The organism is Kitasatospora sp. NBC_01250, assembly GCF_036226465.1.
Taxonomy (GTDB): Bacteria; Actinomycetota; Actinomycetes; order Streptomycetales; family Streptomycetaceae; genus Kitasatospora.
Genome location: NZ_CP108476.1, coordinates 6011370 through 6030948, shown reverse-complemented (window position 1 = coordinate 6030948; position 19579 = coordinate 6011370). Strand labels below are relative to the sequence as shown.

Sequence of the window (19579 nt, the reverse complement as noted above, 5' to 3'; positions counted from 1 at the left end):
ACCTCGGTACGACGCGACCGTCAGAGGTCCAGGCCGGTGAGCACCAGGACCTTCTCGAAGGTGAAGTCGTCCATCGCGTACTTGACACCCTCGCGGCCCACGCCCGAGTCCTTCACGCCGCCGTACGGCATCTGGTCGGCGCGGTAGGAGGGGGCGTCGCCGATGACCACGCCGCCCACCTGCAGCTCGCGGTGGGCCCGGAAGGCGGTCTGCACGTCGTGCGTGAAGACGCCCGCCTGCAGGCCGAAGGCCGAGTCGTTGACGGCCGCGAAGGCCTCCTCGGTGGAGTCCACCCGGTGCAGCGACAGGACCGGGCCGAAGACCTCGGCGGTGGCCAGGATCGCGTCGGCGGGCAGCTCGGCCAGCACGGTCGGGGCGTACGCCGCGCCCTCGCGGGTGCCGCCGGTGAGCACCTTGGCCCCCTTGGCGACGGCGTCGGCCACCCACTCCTCGACCCGCTTGGCCGCGTTCACGTCCACCAGCGGGCCCACGTCGGTGGCGTCCGCGGCCGGGTCGCCGGTCACCTGCGCCTCGACCTTGGCGACCACCTTGTCGACCAGCGCGTCGTACACCGTCGCGTCCGCGATCACCCGCTGCACCGAGATGCAGGACTGGCCGCCCTGGTAGTTGGCGAAGGTCGCGATCCGGGTGGCGGCCCACTCCAGGTCGGCCTCCGAGGACCAGTCGGCGAGCACCACGGCGGCGGCGTTGCCGCCGAGCTCCAGGGTGACGTGCTTGCGCGGCACCGAGTCCATGATCTGGTAGCCGACCTTGTCCGAACCGGTGAAGGAGATCACCGGCAGGCGGGGGTCCTGGACCAGCGCGGGCATCTTGGCGTTCTCCACCGGCAGCACGCTCCAGGAGCCGGCCGGCAGCTCGGTCTCGGCCAGCAGCTCGCCCAGCAGCAGGGCGGAGAGCGGGGTGGCCGGGGCCGGCTTGAGGATGATCGGGGCGCCGACCGCGATCGCCGGGGCGACCTTGTGGGCCACCAGGTTGAGCGGGAAGTTGAACGGGGCGATGCCGAGCACCACACCGCGCGGGAAGCGGCGCACCACCGCGTAGCGGCCCACTCCGCCCGGGTCGGTGTCCAGCCGCATGGTCTCGCCGTTGGTGCGGCGCGCCTCCTCGGCGGCCCAGCGGAAGACCGAGGCGGCCCGGCCGACCTCGCCGCGCGCCCACTTGATCGGCTTGCCGTTCTCGGCGGTGATCAGCCGGGCGATCTCCTCGGTGCGCTCGGTCAGCCGACGGGCCACGTGGTCGAGCGCGGTGGCCCGCACGTGCGCCGGGGTGGCCGCGAAGACCGGCAGCGCGGCGACGGCGGCCTCGACGGCCTGCTCCACCTGCGCGTCGGTGGGGATGCCGACCGTGCCGACCAGGCTGTCGTCGAACGGGTGGCGGACCTCGAACTCGGTCTCGCCGGTCTCCTGGCGGCCGGCCAGCCAGAATGCGTGGGTCGTGGTCACGGTGCTACCGGCCTCTCCTGTCGGTGAATCGTTCGCCCCAACGGTAGGCGGACAACCGTTCACAGCGGATTGGCCAAGGTGGAGCGGTCGCCGATGCGCTTTACGCCTCGCCGGTGCGCCGTGCGCCTCCTGGACCTCTCAGTCCTCGCCGGAGCGCAGCGCCAGCCAGAGCTCCATCCGCACGTCGGTGTCGTCCAGCGAGCGGCCGAGCAGCTCCTCCACCCGGCGCATCCGGTAGCGCAGGGTGTGCCGGTGCACGCCGAGGTCGGCGGCGGCGGCGTCCCACTGGCCGTGCCGGGAGAGCCAGGCGCGCAGCGAGGCCACCAGGTCACCGCGGGCGGTGCGGTCGTGCTCGCGCAGCGGGCGCAGCAGGCCCTCGGCGAAGGCGGCCACCGCGTCCTCGCCGAGCAGCGGCAGCAGCGAGCCCGCGCCGACCTCCTCGTGGCCCACCGAGCGGCGACCGCCGCGCAGTGCCACCGCCAGCGCCCGCTCGGCCTGCGCGTAGGCGCCGCCGGCCTCATCGATCGCGGCCGGGGCCGAGACGCCCAGCGCCAGGCCCTCGTGCTCCTCCACCGCGCCCAGGCAGGCCCGGTGCACCGCGCCGCCGTCCATCGCGAGCAGCACCAGCCGCTCGCCGTGCGCGACGCCCTCCTTGCCGTCCTTGCCCTCCCGGCCGGCGGGCTCGCGGGCCACCAGCAGCTTCTCGCCGGCCCGGCCGCCGGCCTGCTCGGCACGCTCGGCCAGCTCGGTCAGGTCGTGCACCGGGGTCTCGCCCTCGGCCCGCTCGGCGCCGGGGGCGGCGCCGGCCACCAGCACCCGTATGGTGCCCTCCGGCAGACCGCCGAACAGGCCCGCGGCGACCTGCCGGGCGGTGCCCACCTGCCCGGCCAGCACCAGGCGCAGCAGCGCGGCGCCCATCCGCTCCTCGGCGTGCCGCAGCTCGCGCGAGCGCTCCAGGGTCAGCGTCAGCAGGGCGACCGCGGCGTTCAGCACATAGCGCTCGGTGGGGGTGATCCGGTCCTCGGTGCCCACCGCGAGGAAGCCGCGGGCCCGCCGGTCGGCACCCAGCGACTGGACCACCACGAAGTCCTCGTCGGCGGTGTCGAAGCCGGGTGCGCGGCCCTGCAGCGCGGCGCTCGCCGGGGCCGGGCGGCGGCGCAGCCGGTCCACCTCGGAGGCCAGCCGGGCCGCCCGGCGGGCCGCCCAGTCCGGGGCCACCACCGAGAGCGCGCCCGAGCTGTCGTAGAGCGCGGCCCAGCCGCCGAGCCGGGCCGCGAGTCTGCGCACCACCGCGGCCGTGCCGTTCTGGCCCAGCGCTGCCCGGGTCAGCTCCTCCTGGGCCTCGAAGCTGGTGGTCACCGCCTCGTACTGCTCGGCCGCCAGCGCCGCCGAGACCGCCTTGCTGATCGCGATGAACGGGGTCGGCTCCGGCACCCGCAGCAGCGGCAGCCCCCGCTGGGCGGCCGCCTCCACCAGCGGCTGCGGCACCTCGGTGTGCGACAGGCCCACCCCCAGGCCCAGACCCACCACCCCCGCGTCGGCCAACCGGTGGACGTAGGACTGCAGGCTCTTGGTGCTGGTCCCCAGCTTGATCCCGGTGGTGAGCAGCAGCTCGCCACCTTCGAGGAACGGCGTGGGGTCGTCCAGCTCACTGGTGTGCACCCAGCGGACCGGCCGCTCCAGGTGGTCCGCGCCGGCGAGGACCGTGAGATGGAGCGAGGAGTTGCGCACGACGGAGGCGAGTGTGGGGGGCATGGCACCTTCGATGGGACGACCCGGCGGCCACGTTGCGACCGGGCGGCGGCGGGAGCTTCGCTCTGCTGGAACGCTTTCATTATGGACGCTGCGGACAAGCCGTGACGCCGAATCCACCGCCGCGTAGCTAACCGAATGCCTGTCGAACGACCGCCCTGCGACCGCACCGCCCGCCTGACCGCCCGTCAGGCCCGCAGATCCACCAGGAGCGGCGGCACCTGCTCCCCGCCCACCGTGGTCAGCGAGACCACCGCGTGCCCGGTCGGCAGCGCGTGTGCCAGGTCCGAGGGCGACCAGCGCTCGCGCTCCACCTCCCGAGTGGTCACGCTCTCGGTCTGCGCGGTGGTCCCCGACAGCGCCTTGCGGGCCAGCCGCCCGGCCTTGCGCAGCATCCCGCCCGAGGTGTCCGGGGCCAGCGTCACCGCCCGCTCGCGCACCAGTACCGTGCCCCAGGCCTCGGAGAACAGCTTCCCGTCCCACGGCGCGATCCCCGGGAAGGCCATCCGGCACCCCACCGCCCCGAACAACGGCACCCGCAGCGCCTCCGGCAGGTCGACCAGACTGCGCAGCAGCAGCACCGCACCCGCGTTGGCCCCCGGCAGCCGGCGCAGCCCCTGCACCGCGCCCGCGTCCAGTGCCGCCGAGGCGTCGTCCACCACCAGACCCGCGAAGAGCGAGCGGTCCTCGCGGGCCACCGCGGCCTGCAGGAACTGCCCCACCACCAGCCGCGACAGGATCCGGGCCGCCTCCGGGTGCCCGCGCTCGGGCAGCTTCACCCGCACCCGCAGCGGGTGCTCCAGCGCCCGCATCGCGAAGGCCGGCCGGGCCCCCGACCCCGCGGTCTCGAAGCAGCCGGCGAAGGCCGGCCGGTCCAGCAGCGCCAGCCGGTCGGCCAGCAGCGCCCCCGGATCGTCCACCTTGCCGTGCCGGCTGCGCCGGTGCTGCACGTCCGGCTCGTGCAGCGCCCACAGCTCCTTGGCCCGCAGCCGCTCGACCAGGCCCGACCAGCCCTCCTCGTCCCCACCGAGCAGCGCCCGCAGCTCACGCACCCCCGGGTAGCGCCCGTACCCCGCGTGGAACGGCCCGATCACCTGCTGCAGCGCCATCCGCGCGCTCTGCTCCCGCGCCGAGAGCTCGTCCGGCAGCAGCGCATCCGCCAGCCGGGCCGCCGCCACGTCCGGTTCCCGCGCCGCCCCGTACAGGTCCAGCCCGTACGCCGACCCCGGATCGCCCGGCGCGATCACCACGTCGTACCCCGCGTCCGGCCCCAGCTCGGCCTCGGCCGCACCGACCACCACCACGCAGGCCGTGCGGGCCAGCGCCTGCAGACACAGCGCCTCCGCCACCGGCCTGGCCAGCCGGCTCGTCTTCCCCGTCCCCGCCGGCCCCACCGCCAGCAGCGAGGTCGCCAGCACCTCCTGGTCCAGCGCGAACCCCGCCCCCCGGTGCGTCGCCGGGTTCTTCGGCACCTCCTGCGCCACCCCCAACCGCACCTGCCCCACCAACAGATCGTGCTCGGCCACCCGCACCGGCAGGTCCCGCGCCTCCGACGGATGCGCACAGGCCCCCGCCCCCCGCACCGCCACCTGCTCCCCGAACGCCCCCACCAACCCCGGCTGCCCCACAACCTCCCGCCACACCCGATGGATCCGCACATAGTCGACATCACTGACCCGCCCGGCCCTGGTGTCCTCCTCCACCGCCCCCAACGCCTCCCCGAGCCCCCCCACCCGCAACTGCCCCCAGGGGTCGATGTCCGGTTCCTCCTGCGCCGGGGCCCCGTGGGGCGTCCCGTCGTCGGTCACAGCCTTGGACAGCACCGGGAGAAGGTTGCGCCGAAAACCTTGGGGCGACAGAAAGCGCCGGTACACCTCGGGCCAGCGGCCCATGCGGCCGAAAAGGACGATGAAGAGGATCACCAGAAGCAGGTTTATCAACGTCTCGACCACGCTGAACTGGTCGGGCGAGAGCGGGTGGAACCAGCCGAGATAGCCGATGGTGTACATCACGGCGGGCGTGCCGTAGCGATAGGCGAGGAGGCAGGTCACCAGGTTGGCTGCGGCCCGAAGGAGAAGGGGCCCAACGGGCTGTGGCGGGCTGTCCTCGTCCTTGGTCACGGCAGACGGCAGATATCCGAAGCGGTAGATGCCCGGCTTGGCCGGCGGGCGCTGCTCGGCGATCCAGGTGGTGAGGCTGCTGCGCGCCGGGCGATGGGTCGGCTGGCTCGGCAGCAGGCTCGGTCCGTGGGTCGGGCTTCCCTCCGGCACCAGGTCCACCCGCCGCCCGTATGCGCCGTCCAGTCCCATTGCGGCCCCGCTCCCTTGCCCCGACCTGCCCGGCTGAGTGTTACCCATGCCGCCCGGCGGGCGACACCCCGCGCTCAATGTAGTGGAGGGGCGGCCGGGGCCACGGTTCTTCCGCCGGGTGGGCGGTGCTGGCCGGGCAGGACAAGTCGGACGGCCCAGTGCTCCCCACTGGCGCATGCCGGGCGCGTCGGGGCGGCCGTAGCCTGCGAGGAACAGCCGTCCAGAAACAACGCCGACTGGAGATACCCCATGAGCGCCGCACCGCTGCTCCCGCAGGAGCGCCGACTGGTCACCGCGATCCCCGGCCCGAAGTCGCAGGAGCTGCAGGCCCGCAAGCTGGGCGCGGTGGCGGCCGGAGTGGGCACCACCCTGCCCGTCTACGTCGCGCGCGCCGGTGGCGGCGTGCTGCAGGACGTCGACGGCAACAGCCTGATCGACTTCGGCTCCGGCATCGCCGTGGTCAACGTCGGCAACAGCGCCGAGGCCGTGGTGGACAAGGCCGGCGAGCAGCTGGCCGCCTTCACCCACACCTGTTTCATGGTGACCCCGTACGAGGGCTACGTGGCGGTCGCCGAGCAGCTGAACGCGCTCACCCCGGGCGACCACGACAAGCGCACCGCGCTGTTCAACTCGGGTGCCGAGGCGGTGGAGAACGCGGTGAAGATCGCCCGCGCGTACACCAAGCGCACCGCCGTGGTGGTCTTCGACCACGGCTACCACGGCCGGACCAACCTGACCATGGGCATGACGGCGAAGAACGTGCCGTACAAGCAGGGCTTCGGGCCGTTCGCGCCGGAGGTCTACCGAGTGCCGGTCGCCTACCCCTACCGCTGGCTGACCGGTACGGAGAACTGCGCCGCCGAGGCGGCCGCCCAGGCGATCGACATGATCAACAAGCAGATCGGCGCCGACAACGTCGCGGCGATCGTGATCGAGCCGATCCAGGGCGAGGGCGGCTTCATCGAGCCGGCCAAGGGCTTCCTGCCGGCCATCGTGGAGTACGCGAAGGCCAACGGGATCGTCTTCGTCGCGGACGAGATCCAGACCGGCTTCTGCCGCACCGGCCAGTGGTTCGCCTGTGAGGACGAGGGCATCGTCCCGGACCTGATCACCACCGCCAAGGGCATCGCCGGCGGCCTGCCGCTGGCCGCGGTGACCGGCCGCGCCGAGATCATGGACGCCGCGCCGACCGGCGGCCTGGGCGGCACCTACGGCGGCAACCCGGTGGCCTGCGCCGCCGCGCTGGGCGCGATCGAGACCATGAAGACGCTGGACCTGAACGCCAAGGCGCAGCGGATCGGCGAGGTCATGCTCGGGCGCCTGCGGACGATGCAGGAGAAGTTCGAGGTCATCGGGGACGTCCGCGGCCGCGGCGCGATGATCGCGATCGAGCTGGTGCAGCCGGGCTCCAAGGAGCCCAACCCGCAGGCCGCCGCCGCCCTGGCGAAGGCCTGCCACGCCGAGGGCCTGGTGGTGCTGACCGCCGGCACCTACGGCAACGTGCTGCGCTTCCTGCCGCCGCTGGTGATGCCCGAGCACCTGCTCGTCGAGGGCCTGGACATCATCGAGAACGCCTTCGGCACCATCTGAGCCGGCGTCAACTCCGCTGTACCGGTGCGCCCAGGCCCTCGTCGGCCCGGGCGCACCGGCGCACGGACGCTTGGCCGGCGGTGCAGGTTGCGCCGGTTCCGGTGAAGATGCTGTGCAATCCCGGGGAAGCCCGATCCGCTCGGAATCGGCTTGACGTAGTGTCGAGACAGATGGACAACGAGCCTCGTCCAGCAGTCGGCGTGCCGACCCGCGAGGACAACTCGGCGCCCCCGTCGGCGCCGCCACAGGACCGATCGACCGGCCGTCCGGCCCACACCCCCCGGGGCGCACGGAGCGGCGATCACCCCAGCCGCCCCGGGGCTCTCCCCCCCGCTCCGGGGCGGCTCCTGGCTGTCCCGATCCGCCCACGGCGCGCCGTCGACGCGGCCCTGGCCAGGGCGCGCGAGAGCCTGGCGACCCCACTGCTGCTCGGCCTGCTGCTGGCCCTGGTCTCCTGGCAGGTCGCGGCCGCGGGGCCGCTGCTCGGCCTGGACCGCTGGGTGCGGCGATCGGTGGCGCAGCTGCGCGACACGCTGCACAGCGGCGCCCTGGACTGGTGCGCCCACCTGCTGTCCGACCTCGGCAGCACGGTGCCGGCCATTCCCGTGCTGCTCGGCGCCGGCGGGCTGGCCGCCTGGCGGTCCCGGCGCGCCGGGGTGCGGCGCTGGTGGCTGCCGCTGCTGGTCGCGCCGCTCGCCGCACTGCTGATCCCGCTGCTGGTGGTGCCGGCCAAGGACTACTTCGCCCGTCCGGGGCCGCTCGAGCAGCCGCTGAGCCCGGGGTCGTGGGGCTGGTACCCGTCGGGTCACACCACCACGGCCGGCGTGAGCTACGGGGTCGGCGCCCTGCTGGTCGGCCGCACGCTGTCGGCGGCGGCCCGGCGGATGCTCCACACGGCCACCGTGCTGCTCGGGTTCGGCGTGGGGATCGGGCTGATCTGGTGCGTCTACCACTGGTTCCTGGACGTGCTGGCCGGGTGGTGCCTGTCCCTGCTGGTCCTCTGGTGCCTGACCAGGTGGCTGCCGCGGGCCCCGGCCCCACGGCCGCCCGCCGATCCGGGCGGAGCCGGCTCGGCGAGAAACTGAGCCTGGCTCACCATGTGGCTGGCTCGCTACCGGGGCCGGGCGCTACCCTGGGCCCACTTCCCCCGCCGAGGAGCCCGCGCATGACCAGCTCGCCCACCGACCACTCCCCCCTCGGCGACGCACCTGTGGACACCGCACCCGCGGACGCCACCGCTGTGGACGGCGCACCCGCGGACGGCGTGGCCGAGCTGGCCGACGAGCTGACCCGGGCGATGAAGCGGATCAGGCACCGCACCGTGCACCGCCTGGAGCCCTACGGCCTGACCCCCGGCCAGGGCCGCGCGCTGCGGGTGCTGGCCCACGCCGAGCAGTGCGAGACCCCCGGCCGCGCAATGCGGCTGAGCGAGCTGGCCGACCGGCTGAACGTGGCCCCGCGCTCGGCCACCACCGTGGTGGACGCGCTGGAGCAGGGCGCGCTGGTCGAGCGGGTGCCCGATCCGGTGGACCGGCGCTCGGTCGGTCTGGTGCTGACGGCGGCCGGACGCGCGGCGGTGGAGCGGGTCGCGCAGGTCCGCCACGAGGTCGCCGAGGAGTACTTCAGCGAGGCCGATCCGGCGGACGTGGCCGCGATGCTGCGGGTGCTCAGGGCCGCGGAAGCGGCACACGCCCAGGCGCCGGCTCGCTCGTCCGCCCCCGAGCCGCACTCCCCGCTCCGCTCCGGGTCCCCCGCCCCGCCGGCCGGCGCAGCGCCGCCGCCAGTCGACGCACGGCCGAGGCCGGCAGCGCACTGAGCGCGATCCCCGCGATCACCAGCAGCGCCGCGGCGCCGGCCAGCGGGGTGATCGCCTCGCCGAGCAGCAGCCAGGCCGAGGACATCCCGAAGACCGGCACCAGCAGCGAGTACGGCGCCACCGCGCCCGCGTCGTAGGTGCGCAGCAGGAAGCCCCAGGCGCCGAAGCCGAAGAGGGTGGCGAGCAGGCCGACGTAGGCGACCGTCCCCAGGCCGGCCGGGGTGATCGAGGCCAGCGCGTGCAGGTCGGTCCTCGGCCCCTCGACCAGCAGGGAGAGTGCGAGCAGCGGCAGCGGGGGCACCGCGCTGACCCAGACCATCCAGCGCAGCAGGTCCGGCGGCGCCGCCTTGCGGGTGAGCACGTTGGACAGCCCCCAGGCGATCGCCGCCGCGATGACCAGGGCGAAGGACCGCACCGGCCCGCCCAGTCCGTTGTCGACCGCGGCCAGCGCGATGCCCACCGTCGCCAGCGCCAGCCCGGCGACCCGCCGCGGTCCGGGGCGTTCGCGCAGCATCCCGGCCGCGAAGAGCGCGGTGAAGACGGCCTGGCTCTGCAGGACCAGCGAGGACAGACCGGCCGGCATCCCCTCGTGCATGCCGAGGAAGAGCGAGCCGAACTTCAGCACACCGAGCACGAAGCCGACGGCCAGCACCCAGCGCCAGGCGACCCTGGGCGGCCCGACGAAGAAGACCGCCGGCACCGCGACCACGGTGAACCGCAGGGCGCAGAAGAGCAGCGGCGGGAAGCTCTTCAGGCCGACGTCGATCAGCACGAAGTTCAGGCCCCAGACGGCGGCGACCAGCACGGCCAGGGCGATGTGACGGGGCTTCATGACGCCGGTGGCGCCGGGCGTACTCACAGTGGCGGACATGCCCCGAGGATGTCCCAGCAGGACTCTTCAGCACCAGCGAAGAATTCTGAAGCGAACCGTTCAGCACTGCTAATGCGTGGCGGATAATCGGGCCCATGATGGATCTCGGAAGGCTCCGCGCCCTGCACGCGGTCGCGGTGCACGGCTCGGTCGGCAGAGCGGCGGCGGCGCTCGGGTTCACCTCCTCGGCGGTCTCCCAGCAGATCTCCAAGCTGGAGCGGGAGACCCGCACGGTGCTGCTGGAGCGCCAGGGCCGCGGGGTCGTGCTCACCGACGCCGCCCAGGAGCTGGCCGGTACCGCGCGACGGGTGCTGGCCCTGGTGGAGCAGGCCGAGGTGACGCTGGAGCAGCAGCGCGGCCAGGCGATCGGCCAGCTGCGGGTGGCGTCCTTCGCCACCGGCGCGCGCGGGCTGCTGCCCGGGGTCCTGGCCGAACTGCGGGTGAGCTGCCCGGAGCTGGAGATCCGGCTGCTGGAGACGGATCCCTACCTGGCGGCCGAGCTGGTGGCGCGCGGCGAGGTGGACCTGGCGCTGGTGCAGGACTGGCCCTCCGTCCCGCTGCCGGTCCCCGAGGGCCTGTCCCGGCTGGATCTGGGCCTGGATCCGGTGGACCTGCTGCTGCGCGCCGAGGACCCACTGGCCGAGCTCGCCGAGGTCCCGGTGGCCCGGCTGATCGGTCAGCGATGGACCAGTGTGCCGCCGGGGAACATCTGCTACGACTGGCTGGTGCGCACCATGCGCGAGGCCGGCGAGGAGCCCGATGTGCTCTACCAGGTCGGTGAGTTCGAGACCCAGATCGCGCTGATCGCGGCCGGTCTCGGGCTGGGGCTCGTCCCGCGGCTCGGGCGCGGTCCGCTGCCGGCCGGCGTGGTGGCCCGCCCGGTGGTGCCGCGGCCTACCCGGCGGGTCTTCACGCTCTGGCGCACCCAGGCCTCGCGACGCCCCGCGATCACCGCCGCGCTGGAGGCGCTGCGGCGCCGCTGGCCGCTGCGGGAGGCGGCGCAGGAACCGGGCAAGGCGGCCGGCTGACGTCACGGCGGTCGGAACCGACGCCGGCCGGAGGTGGCGTCAGATCACGGTGCCGATGGTCAACGGCAGCCCCAGGTGGGTCTCGGCCAGCGCACGGAAGCCCGCACCGTCGGCGAGGTGGATCTGGCGGAACTCGGGGGTGTCGATCAGGTCGAGCGCTTCCTCGGAGAAGCCGCCCGCGCTCAGCCAGAGGCCGTGCCCGGCCGACTCCTCCGCGACGGCCTCTGCCAGGGTGCGGACCTCGCCGGCACCCACCTCACCCGGGCGCCGCGAGGCGCAGACCACCCAGCGGCCGGGCAGCGCGCTGTCCGGGGCGCCGGTCCCGGTGGCCACCAGGCCGGAACGCCCGCGCAGCCGCACGCTCCAGTCACGCAGGCCACCGCGGGTCAGCACCTCACGGACCAGCACCACGAACTCGCCCGGCGACAGGTCGCCCACCGCGGGCACCGCCGCACCGGCCGTGGCGCACGGCTGGACGGCCGCCCTGGCATACGGGTCGGGGGTGACCGCCGCGCCCAGCTCGCGCAGCCGCACCAGCGCCTCGTCCTGCTCGGCCGCCGCGTAGACGCCGGGGTCGCCCTCCTCCTCGGCCGGCTCGGCGTCCACCACCAGCCGGGTGCGGGCCAGCGCGTCCCGGTCCGCGTCGACGGTGAGCAGGCAGGTCGGGGCCGGCTCGCGCAGCCACCCGTTGAGCACCACCCCGGACAGGATGCCGTCGGTGTCCACCGCGTCGGCTGCCTGCAGGGCCCGCAGCGCCAGCCGGGAGACCAGGCGCAGGTAGTCCGCGGCGCGGTCGGCGGGCGCGCGCGGCACCGGGTCGATCTCGCCGTCGGTGGTCAGCCGGTAGCCGTCCAGCGAGGGGACCAGGCCGAGCGGCGGCAGGTCCAGGTCGAGAACAACGGTCCGGGTCAGTGGCCGGAACACCGCCCGGCAGGGGGCGGGCAGTTCGGGGGTGGTGGCCTCGGCAGCGGCCAGCGCCCGCTCCAGCAGCGACTCGACGGCAGCCGGCTCGGCCTCCCGGTAGGCCCGCCGGCACTCCTCCAGGCTGTCGTTGTACTCCTGCACCGCACGGGCCCTGGCCTGCTCGGCCTCCTCGTGGGCGAGCCGGGAGGCGGCCTCGTTCGGGTCGACGGCGGCTGCCCGTTCGGACCGCCAGCGCCGCAGCGCACGCTGGTGGGTGAGCCTGGCCTGGGCCAGCTCGCGCTGGTAGCCGGAGTCCAGCAGCCGGCGCGCCACCGTGGCGTCCGGGTCGGCGGCGACGGGCTCGGGCGGCGCGAAGTCCGCCCAGCGCGGCTCGCGCTCGGCCGGCTCCCCGGCCCCGCCCTCGGGGTAGGGCCGCGGCTCGTAACTGCGCCGCTGGCTCTCGAAGTCCATCGCACTGACCGGCAGCGCGAGCCGGACGAGCAGCTCGTTCAGACGCTGCTGCTCGGCGCGGACGGTGGCCGTCCGATGGTGCGTCAGCTCGGCGGCGCGCACGTGCGCAGCCACCGCGGGATCGATCCCCCCGGCGCCCAGGGCGTCACCGCCGCGGGCGGGCGCACCCGGCCCGCCCGCGGCGTCGGCGCCGGACCCGCCGCCCGCGACGCCACCGCCGGGCTGGAACTGCTGGGGGACCGTCTCGTCGGGGCCACCGGTCGAGCCGCCGAACACCGAGGCCAAGAAGCCCGAACGGGCGCCGAGGGCACGGTCGACGTCCGAATGGCGCTTGGTCGAATCCTGCATCGGCGGTCGGTCCCCCGTGCTCGTCCGGCGCTTCTGCGATGGCCGGGCAACTGCGCTGGCGGGGCATGCCCGTGGTGGCGGCATACCCCCCACGAGCATTCTCCACCGCCCGGCGCCCAGATGGTCGGGGTGTCCTCGGTTGGTCCCGGGGTGTCCTCAGTTGGTCATCGTGTTGGTGAGGTGCATGCCGATGTAGCCGACGTAGATCCGGCCGCTGCCCGAGCAGTCGTCCAGGTAGTGCAGGCGGGGCGCCGTCCGGCCGCCGCCGATCCGCAGATGGGCGCCCATGAAGGCACGTCCACTGGGATCCACCGACGGCGGCACGGCGAACATCCGCTCCCGGCGCATCTTGCTGTGGCTGCAGACCGTGCGCGACTCGTTGCGAACGGCCTTGCGCGGCGGGAAGTGGCTGCCCCCGACCGGCGCGTGCTCGCACCACTGCTTGAAGTCCCCGCGGGCCGCGCCGTGCACGGCCACGGTGGCGTACTCCTGCAGCGCGGTCAGCCCCTCCCAGGTGAGCCTGACCCAGTTGCCGCCGACCGTGTGCGCGTCCAGCGCCATGGTCTCCTTCTCGTCCCCGGTGAAGCTCAGCAGCGGGAACTCGCCCATCCGGTAGAGCAGTTCGGTGAAAGTGCCGGGACCGTCCGGGCCCGCCGCGAGCAGCCCGGCCGGATCGGGCACGGCCTCGCCCGGCGGGCAGAGCATGCTGCCCAACGCCCGCAGCTGGGCGCTGACCCGGCGCAGCGCGGTGCCCTGCAACTCGTTCTCCGTGCGCAGGTGCAGCTCGCGCCGGTGCGAGCGGTGCAGGCTGTGCCGCACCCGCTGCAGCTCCTCCGCCCGCACTTGCTGGGTGTCCGTCAGCTCGGTCACCAGCTCGGTGAGTTCGGCGGTGAGCCGGGCGGCCGGGCCGGCGCCGCAGCGGGGGGCGGCCTCCGCCGGGGCGCTCGGGCGCAGTCGCAGCACCGGCACCCGGGCCAGCGGCTCGGGCAACGGGGCGAGGTCGGCCAGCCGCCTGGGCTCCCGGGCCAGCAGCGCGGCCGCGCGGCGCGGCTCACCCTCGATCCGGTGGCGGGGCAGCACGAGGTGCCGCTGACTGTCCCGCCGGGAGGCCGGGTCGACCTCGGGCAGGTAGGTCCGGACGGCACCGCCGTAGACGGCGTGGAACTCCAGGGCGGTGTTGAACGCGACCCGGGCGCCCGAGTCCAGCACGTAGCAGACGGCGAGCCCTGCCACCTTGCCGAGCAACGGCTCCAGTTGCTCGGCCGCCCAGTCCCGCGGATCGCGGTCGGCGGGCACGCTGGCGACCACGATCGGCAGCCGGCGGGCCGGATCGCACAGCTCGTCGATCAGCTCGTCGACCTCGGCGGCGGTGATGATCCGGGGCTGCGTGCGGACCTCGACCGCGCCGTCCAGCGCGTCGATCAGCGGGAGCAGGCTGTGGACCAGCTCGGGGACCGGAACGCCGCTCGGGGTGCGCAGCCCGGGCGCGGCCGCCGACTGCTCGGCCTCCAGGCGGATCCAGCTGGCACCGCCGTCCTCGGTGGCCACGGTGATGGTGAGCTGGTGGGTGCCGTGTGCGGCGGGGGTGCGCAGCCGGCGGCGGGCGTAGCGGCCGGGCGGGGCGCCGGGCGGACCGGCGGGCAGCGGGCCGGCGTCCCGGTCGAGGAGGACGCGCTCGCCGAGGCGGTGCCGAACGGCGGCCGGCGCGGGGCCGGGGGAACTCCCGGGCGGGGCGCCGATCAGCTGGGGCGCGCTCGCGGGCGGATCCGAGGGCAGACCGGGCGAGAGGCCCGGGGGGAGACCTGGCAGCGGGCCCGGCAGGTCTCCTGGCGGGCGGTCGAGCGAGGGGGGCGGGAGCGACTCGGACAGGGGGTCGAGCCGGGGGTCGGGCGGTGGGGCCGGCGGGGGCTCGGCATGGCCCTCGTACTTGAGCCAGGCGCCCAGGCACTGGTCCACCAACGCGACCGCGTCGGTATGGGACTGGCGGGTGGTCACCGTCATCCGGTAGGGCGTGGCATGGCCCGGCTGGAGCGGTCCGGGGCGGGGGGCTGCGGCCGCTGGTGGCGCGGCACGGTCGATGCTCATGGGTGGTGCCTCCGTGGTGCGCTGGTGGGGTCTGACGGTCCTCCATCGATGGGGTGATGTCTGGCTCCGGCCGGCGGGCGCCGACCAAGTCCTTGCCGGGAGAACGCCGCGGCCCGGAGCTGGAGTTCCAGTTCCGGGCCGCGTTCATTCGTTCGAGTGTCAATTGCCCGTCACCTGATGGCCATCACAGCGGGTGTTGTATAAGAGGGTCCGCCAGTAGGGGGCCGGGTGAAGGAGCGCCCGCCGCGTCAGCGGCTGATGTCCGCAGTGGGCCGAGTCTGGGCGGCGCCGACGAGGGAGTCCATGCGGAGCATCGGCGACTGAGGAGAAGCCGTCCAGGCGAGAGTCCGGGCGTCGCGACGCCGGCCCCCTACTGGCGGACCCTCTAAGCCGCGGAGCCATGCAAGGTGGCCGGAAAACGCGGTCGTCACGCGCTGCTGAGCCGCTGCGCCCCGCCGATCCGGCAGGCCGGCACCGCGGACACATCGGGCGGCGGCGCCGGAACCGCCAGTGGACAGCCCTGCGCCACCTGGTAGTTGGCCAGGATCACCAGGGGCTCACTGCCGTGGTTGTAGCCGATGTGCACCTGCTGGGGCAGCTCGACCAAGGGCTCCCCGGGCCGGGTGATCTCCACCGTGCCGTCCTGCAGCACCCGCGTGAGGGTCCCGGAGAGGACGACCGCCTGCACCAGCGCCGGATGGTAGTGCCAGCCGGTGTTCTCGCCCGGCGGGATGGTGATGGTACGGATCACGGCCATCGGGATCTGCTCCTGTGACTCGGCGGTCATCTCAGGCTACTGACCGTCAGCCGTGCGAGAGGCCGATTCCGTGGGCTTTGGCCGAAAGAACATGCGACTGGGTCGATTACCGACAGAATCGTCCGCTCAGCTGCTCATCGGACTGATCAGAGGCCGTCCGACCACGGCACCTCGATGCGGAAGCACCCCGCGGGCATCGCCGTCGCGGTGCCGCCGCTGGCCTCCGCCAGCCAGGCGTGGAAGCCCGCGAGCTCCGGCTCGGGCACCCCCACCTCGATGCGCACCCCCGCCGCCTCGTAGTGCAGTTCGCGCACCGCGTAGCCGGCCGCCCGCAGTTCGTTCTCCAGCCGACCGGCCCTGGTGTGGTCGGCCGCCACCTCCAGCAGCGCCACCGGCCGGCGCTCGACCAGCCCGACCTCGTCCAGCGCCGCCGACACCACTCCCCCGTAGGCACGTACCAGGCCGCCCGCACCCAGCAGCACCCCGCCGAAGTAGCGGGTCACCACCGCGACCGTGTCGGTGACGCCGCGACGGCGCAGCACCTCCAGCATCGGCACACCCGCGGTGCCGGCCGGCTCGCCGTCGTCGCTGGAGCGCTCACGGCGCAGCTCCGCACCGACCACGAAGGCCGTGCAGTTGTGCCGGGCGTCCCAGTACCGCTTGCGGATCCCCGCGATGAACTCCTGCGCCGCCGCCTCGTCGCCGACCCGGGCGAGATGGCAGATGAACCGGGAGCGCTTCACCTCGATCTCGTGGCTGCCGTCCGCGCGGATGGTCAGGTCGGGCTTGGCAGCGGGCTGTGACATGGCGCGGCGGGTCTCCGACCGGTGAGCAGGCGAACGGGCGTCCGGCCAGCCTAACCAGCCCGGTGCCCGGGGCGACGCTGCCCCGGGCACCGGAGCAGGGGCGGCACCGGCGCAGCGCGCGGGTCAGCGACCGCTCAGCGCGTCCAACTGCCCGCGGTCCAGGCCGGTCAGCGCGGTGACCTCGGCCAGGTCCACCGCACCGCAGTCCAGGCCGCGCAGCAGGTAGCCGCTCAGCGCCTTGGCCGTGGCGGGCTCGTCCATCACGTCGCCACCGGCCTTGGCGACGTACGCCGCCAGACGGGCAGCGGCGGCGGCCAGCCCCTCGCGGTAGAAGGCGTAGACCGCCGCGTACCGGGTCGGCAGGTGGGCCGGGTGCATGTCCCAGCCCTGGTAGTAGGCGCGGGCCAGTGAGCGCCGGACCAGCGTGTGGTGCAGTCGCCAGGCGGCGGCCACCTGCTCGTGCGACCCGGTCGGGATCACGTTGGTGGAACCGTCCGACAGCCGGACCCCGGTACCGGCCGCGGCCACCTGCATGACGGCCTTCGCGTGGTCGGCCACCGGGTGGTCCATGCTCTGGTAGGCGGCGCTCACACCGCAGGAGGCGCTGTAGTCGAAGGTGCCGTAGTGCAGGCCGGTGGCCCGGCCCTCGGCCGCCTCGATCAGCAGCGCGACGGTGGCCCGGCCGTCGGGGCCCAGGATCGCCTGGGTGGTCTCGATCTGGATCTCGAATCCGATCCGCCCCGCGGGCAGCCCGGCCCGCCGCTCGAAGTCCTCCAGCAGCCGGACCAGGGCCGTCACCTGTGCCGGGTAGGTCACCTTGGGCAGGGTGAGGACCAGGCCCGCCGGCAGCTCGCGCCCGTCCTCCAGCAGGGTGGCCAGGAAGAGCTCCAGGGTGCGGATGCCCCGGTCGCGGACCGCGGCCTCCATACACTTGATCCGGATCCCGAGGTACGGCGGCGCGGTGCCGTCGGCCACCGCCGCGCTGACCAGCCGGGCCGCGCGCACCGCCGCGGCGTCCTCCTCCGCGTCCGGGCGCGGGCCGTAGCCGTCCTCGAAATCGATCCGCAGGTCCTCGACCGGCTCGCGCTGCAGCTTGGCCCGGACCCTGGCGTGCACCTCGGTGATCAGCTCGTCGGTCGGCAGCCCGAGCGCCTCGGCCAGCTCGGCCGGCGTCCCGGCGTGGGTGTCCAGCACCTCCAGTGCCTGACGGCCCCACTCGGCCACGGTGTCGGCGGCGAAGACGTCGGCCGGGACGTAGACGGTGTGGACCGGCTGGCGGCTGGCGGGCTCGCCCGGGTAGCGGGCGGCGAGTTCGGCGTCGACCGGGCCGAGGAGCGCGTCCACGGCGGCGCGGGCGGCGGCGGAGAAGGTCAGGCTCTCCACGGGTGCGTCGGCTGCGGTGGCACCGCCCGGCTCGGCCTGCGACATCAGGGCTCCTCCACACTGAAAGCTTTCAACAATTTGTTGATGCGTGTGAAGGTAGCCGCGGCCGCCACCGGGCGTCAATGGTCGCCCGGTGGGTGGACTGTTCGCGCTGCTCGCCCTCGCGGCGGCCGGGGCCTGGCCGGAGAGGTCCAGGGGTGACTACTCGCGACCGAGCGTCGCGTAGCGGTCCCGCAGCTCCGGCAGGATCCGGCGGATCTCGCTCTGACTCACCGGGGCGCCCGGGCGCTTGCCGCTGACGCCGTACTGCGTGAAGAGGAAGTCGGCCAGCCGGCCCTCGTCGGGCTCGTGCCCGTACGCGTCCTGGTAGGCGACCAGGGCCTCGACGGCCAGATCCACCGTCAACTGCTGGGCGTGCGAGGCCGGCTCACCCTCGGGGGCTTGGGCCTGGGCGGGATTCGGGGCGGCGGCACCGGCAGGGGCCTCCGGCCGGTTCTGGGCGCGGACCCTCGGGGCGAAGACGTCCATCGCGGGCTCCGGAGCGGGGGCCACCGGGACCGGGAACTCCTCCACCGGGGCCTCCGCCACCGGCAGCGGCTCGGCCTCGGCCACCACGGGCGCGGTCGCCGGAACGGCGGTCTCGCCGGCGTGCGCATGCTCGGACCGGCCGTCGGCCTGCGGCTCGACGCGCTGCTGGGCCTGGGCGGGAGCCGGCTGCGGTTCGGGCTGGGGCTGCTGATGTTGGGTCTGCTGGGGCTGTGGCTGCCGCTGCTGAGGGGGCATCTGCTGCGCCACCGGCTCCTGCGACCGCTGCTGCGGCGGGCGCGGTGCCTGCTGCTGAGGCTGCTGCTGGAGGTGCGGCTGTGCCGGCCGGGGCTGAGCGCCTGCCGGCGCCTTGAACCACGGGGACCGCTGCCCGGCGGGACGCGCCGCGTCCGGAATCGTCTCGGCGACGGGGTGCGGAGCAGCCTCCTGCTGCCCGACCGCCGCGCGGATGTCCCGCAGTGCGGTCACCGGCCGGGCCGGCCGCGCCGGGGCTTCGGCCCCCGCCGGAGACGCCGCGGCCTCCTGTGGATCCTGCGCGTTCTGCCCGTCCCGCCAACGTGCGGCGGCCAGCTTCGCGAGCGTGGGCACCGCAACTGCCGCCGACACCGGCGGAACCTCCACCGATGCCTGCCCCACCGCCCGCTCCGCGGTCGGCGTCGCGGTGGCAGCGGCAGCGGCAGCCGGCACGACAGGCGGATCGATCCGGTCCAGCAGACCAACGTCCAGCGGCACGCCGTACTTGGCCAGCTTGAGCGGCAGCAGCGCCTGGATCGGCGCCGAACGCCGCCAGCCCCGGCCGTACCGGAAGCGCAGCTGCGCGCGGTAGACCAGACGATTCTGCTCCAGCCGCACGACCTCGTCGTAGGACCGGAGCTCCCAGAGCTTCATCCGTCGCCAGAGCCGGAAGGTCGGCACCGGCGAGAGTATCCAGCGCATCAGCCGGACGGATTCCATATGGCGGTCGGCCGAGATGGCCGCAATGCGCCCGACCGCGTGCCGCGAGGCCTCGACCACCACGACGAAGAGCACGGGGATCACCGCGTGCATGCCCATCCCGAGCGGATCGCCCCAGGAAGCCGCCGCGTTGAACGCGATGGTGGCCACCGTGAGCAGCCAGGCCGTCTGACGCAGCAGCGGGAACGGTATGCGCAGCCAGGTCAGCACCAGGTCGAGCGCGAGCAGCACCACGATGCCGGCGTCCACGCCGATCGGGAACGCGTAGGCGAAGTTGCCGAAGCCCTTGTGCAGGGCCAACTCACGCACTGCCGAGTACGACCCGGCAAAGCCGATGCCGGAGATCAGACAGGCGCCGACCGCCACCAAGCCAAGCAGCACGCGGTGCGCGCGGGTAAGGGATGGACGTGCCATTCGTTGATCAACCCCTGGGTCGTGACTCGAGCCATCGGGATCCTACTCGGACACACGTTCAGCCCTGTGCGCGGCACTCCCCC

The 19579-nt window shown here is 74.4% G+C and carries 13 protein-coding genes and 1 pseudogene; 4 read left to right on the top strand and 10 right to left on the bottom strand.

What is annotated here, in order from left to right; translation table 11 throughout:
- Positions 1–20: 20 nt before the first annotated feature.
- From OG500_RS25470 to OG500_RS25460, 3 genes are all read right to left on the bottom strand, one after another.
- Positions 21–1463: an aldehyde dehydrogenase family protein gene (locus tag OG500_RS25470; RefSeq protein WP_327069138.1), complete on the bottom strand. Its 1443-nt coding sequence runs from the start codon at positions 1461–1463 to the stop codon at positions 21–23.
- Positions 1464–1601: 138 nt separating this feature from the next.
- Positions 1602–3218, bottom strand: a complete 1617-nt coding sequence (locus tag OG500_RS25465) for a PucR family transcriptional regulator (protein WP_327069137.1) — start codon at positions 3216–3218, stop codon at positions 1602–1604.
- A gap of 185 nt (positions 3219–3403) precedes the next feature.
- A complete protein-coding gene (locus OG500_RS25460; RefSeq protein WP_329583655.1) occupies positions 3404–5524 on the bottom strand; it encodes an ATP-binding protein in 2121 nt (706 codons plus the stop codon).
- A gap of 249 nt (positions 5525–5773) precedes the next feature.
- Here OG500_RS25460 and gabT point away from each other — a divergent pair, with 249 nt between their 5' ends.
- The 3 genes and pseudogenes from gabT to OG500_RS25445 all read left to right on the top strand — a co-directional run.
- Entirely contained in the window at positions 5774–7114 is a 1341-nt protein-coding gene (gene gabT / locus OG500_RS25455; RefSeq protein WP_327069135.1) for a 4-aminobutyrate--2-oxoglutarate transaminase, read from the top strand.
- Positions 7115–7284: 170 nt separating this feature from the next.
- Entirely contained in the window at positions 7285–8199 is a 915-nt protein-coding gene (locus tag OG500_RS25450) for a phosphatase PAP2 family protein (RefSeq protein WP_329583652.1), read from the top strand.
- 80 nt (positions 8200–8279) lie between these two features.
- Positions 8280–8645: pseudogene (locus tag OG500_RS25445) on the top strand (MarR family winged helix-turn-helix transcriptional regulator); the annotation flags it as partial.
- Positions 8646–8781: 136 nt separating this feature from the next.
- Here the strand turns inward: OG500_RS25445 and OG500_RS25440 are convergent.
- Entirely contained in the window at positions 8782–9762 is a 981-nt protein-coding gene (locus OG500_RS25440; RefSeq protein ID WP_327071685.1) for an EamA family transporter, read from the bottom strand.
- A gap of 134 nt (positions 9763–9896) precedes the next feature.
- Here OG500_RS25440 and OG500_RS25435 point away from each other — a divergent pair, with 134 nt between their 5' ends.
- Positions 9897–10829: a LysR family transcriptional regulator gene (locus OG500_RS25435; protein ID WP_327069133.1), complete on the top strand. Its 933-nt coding sequence runs from the start codon at positions 9897–9899 to the stop codon at positions 10827–10829.
- 39 nt (positions 10830–10868) lie between these two features.
- On the opposite strand, the gene OG500_RS25430 is transcribed toward OG500_RS25435, so the two are convergent.
- The 6 genes from OG500_RS25430 to OG500_RS25405 form a co-directional block, all read right to left on the bottom strand.
- The gene (locus OG500_RS25430; RefSeq protein WP_327069132.1) at positions 10869–12551 is read right to left on the bottom strand and encodes a restriction endonuclease; all 1683 of its coding nucleotides are present in this window, start codon (positions 12549–12551) and stop codon (positions 10869–10871) included.
- A 156-nt stretch (positions 12552–12707) separates the two neighbouring features.
- A complete protein-coding gene (locus OG500_RS25425) occupies positions 12708–14636 on the bottom strand; it encodes a hypothetical protein (protein WP_327069131.1) in 1929 nt (642 codons plus the stop codon).
- 427 nt (positions 14637–15063) lie between these two features.
- Positions 15064–15423 carry a cupin domain-containing protein gene (locus OG500_RS25420; protein ID WP_327069130.1) on the bottom strand — a complete coding sequence of 120 codons (360 nt, stop codon included), beginning with the start codon at positions 15421–15423 and terminating at the stop codon, positions 15064–15066.
- Between the two features lie 116 nt (positions 15424–15539).
- Positions 15540–16199 carry a YigZ family protein gene (locus OG500_RS25415; RefSeq protein ID WP_327069129.1) on the bottom strand — a complete coding sequence of 220 codons (660 nt, stop codon included), beginning with the start codon at positions 16197–16199 and terminating at the stop codon, positions 15540–15542.
- 123 nt (positions 16200–16322) lie between these two features.
- Positions 16323–17627: a DUF6986 family protein gene (locus OG500_RS25410; protein WP_327069128.1), complete on the bottom strand. Its 1305-nt coding sequence runs from the start codon at positions 17625–17627 to the stop codon at positions 16323–16325.
- Between the two features lie 156 nt (positions 17628–17783).
- Positions 17784–19496, bottom strand: a complete 1713-nt coding sequence (locus tag OG500_RS25405; RefSeq protein ID WP_327069127.1) for a DUF2637 domain-containing protein — start codon at positions 19494–19496, stop codon at positions 17784–17786.
- Positions 19497–19579 lie beyond the last annotated feature (83 nt).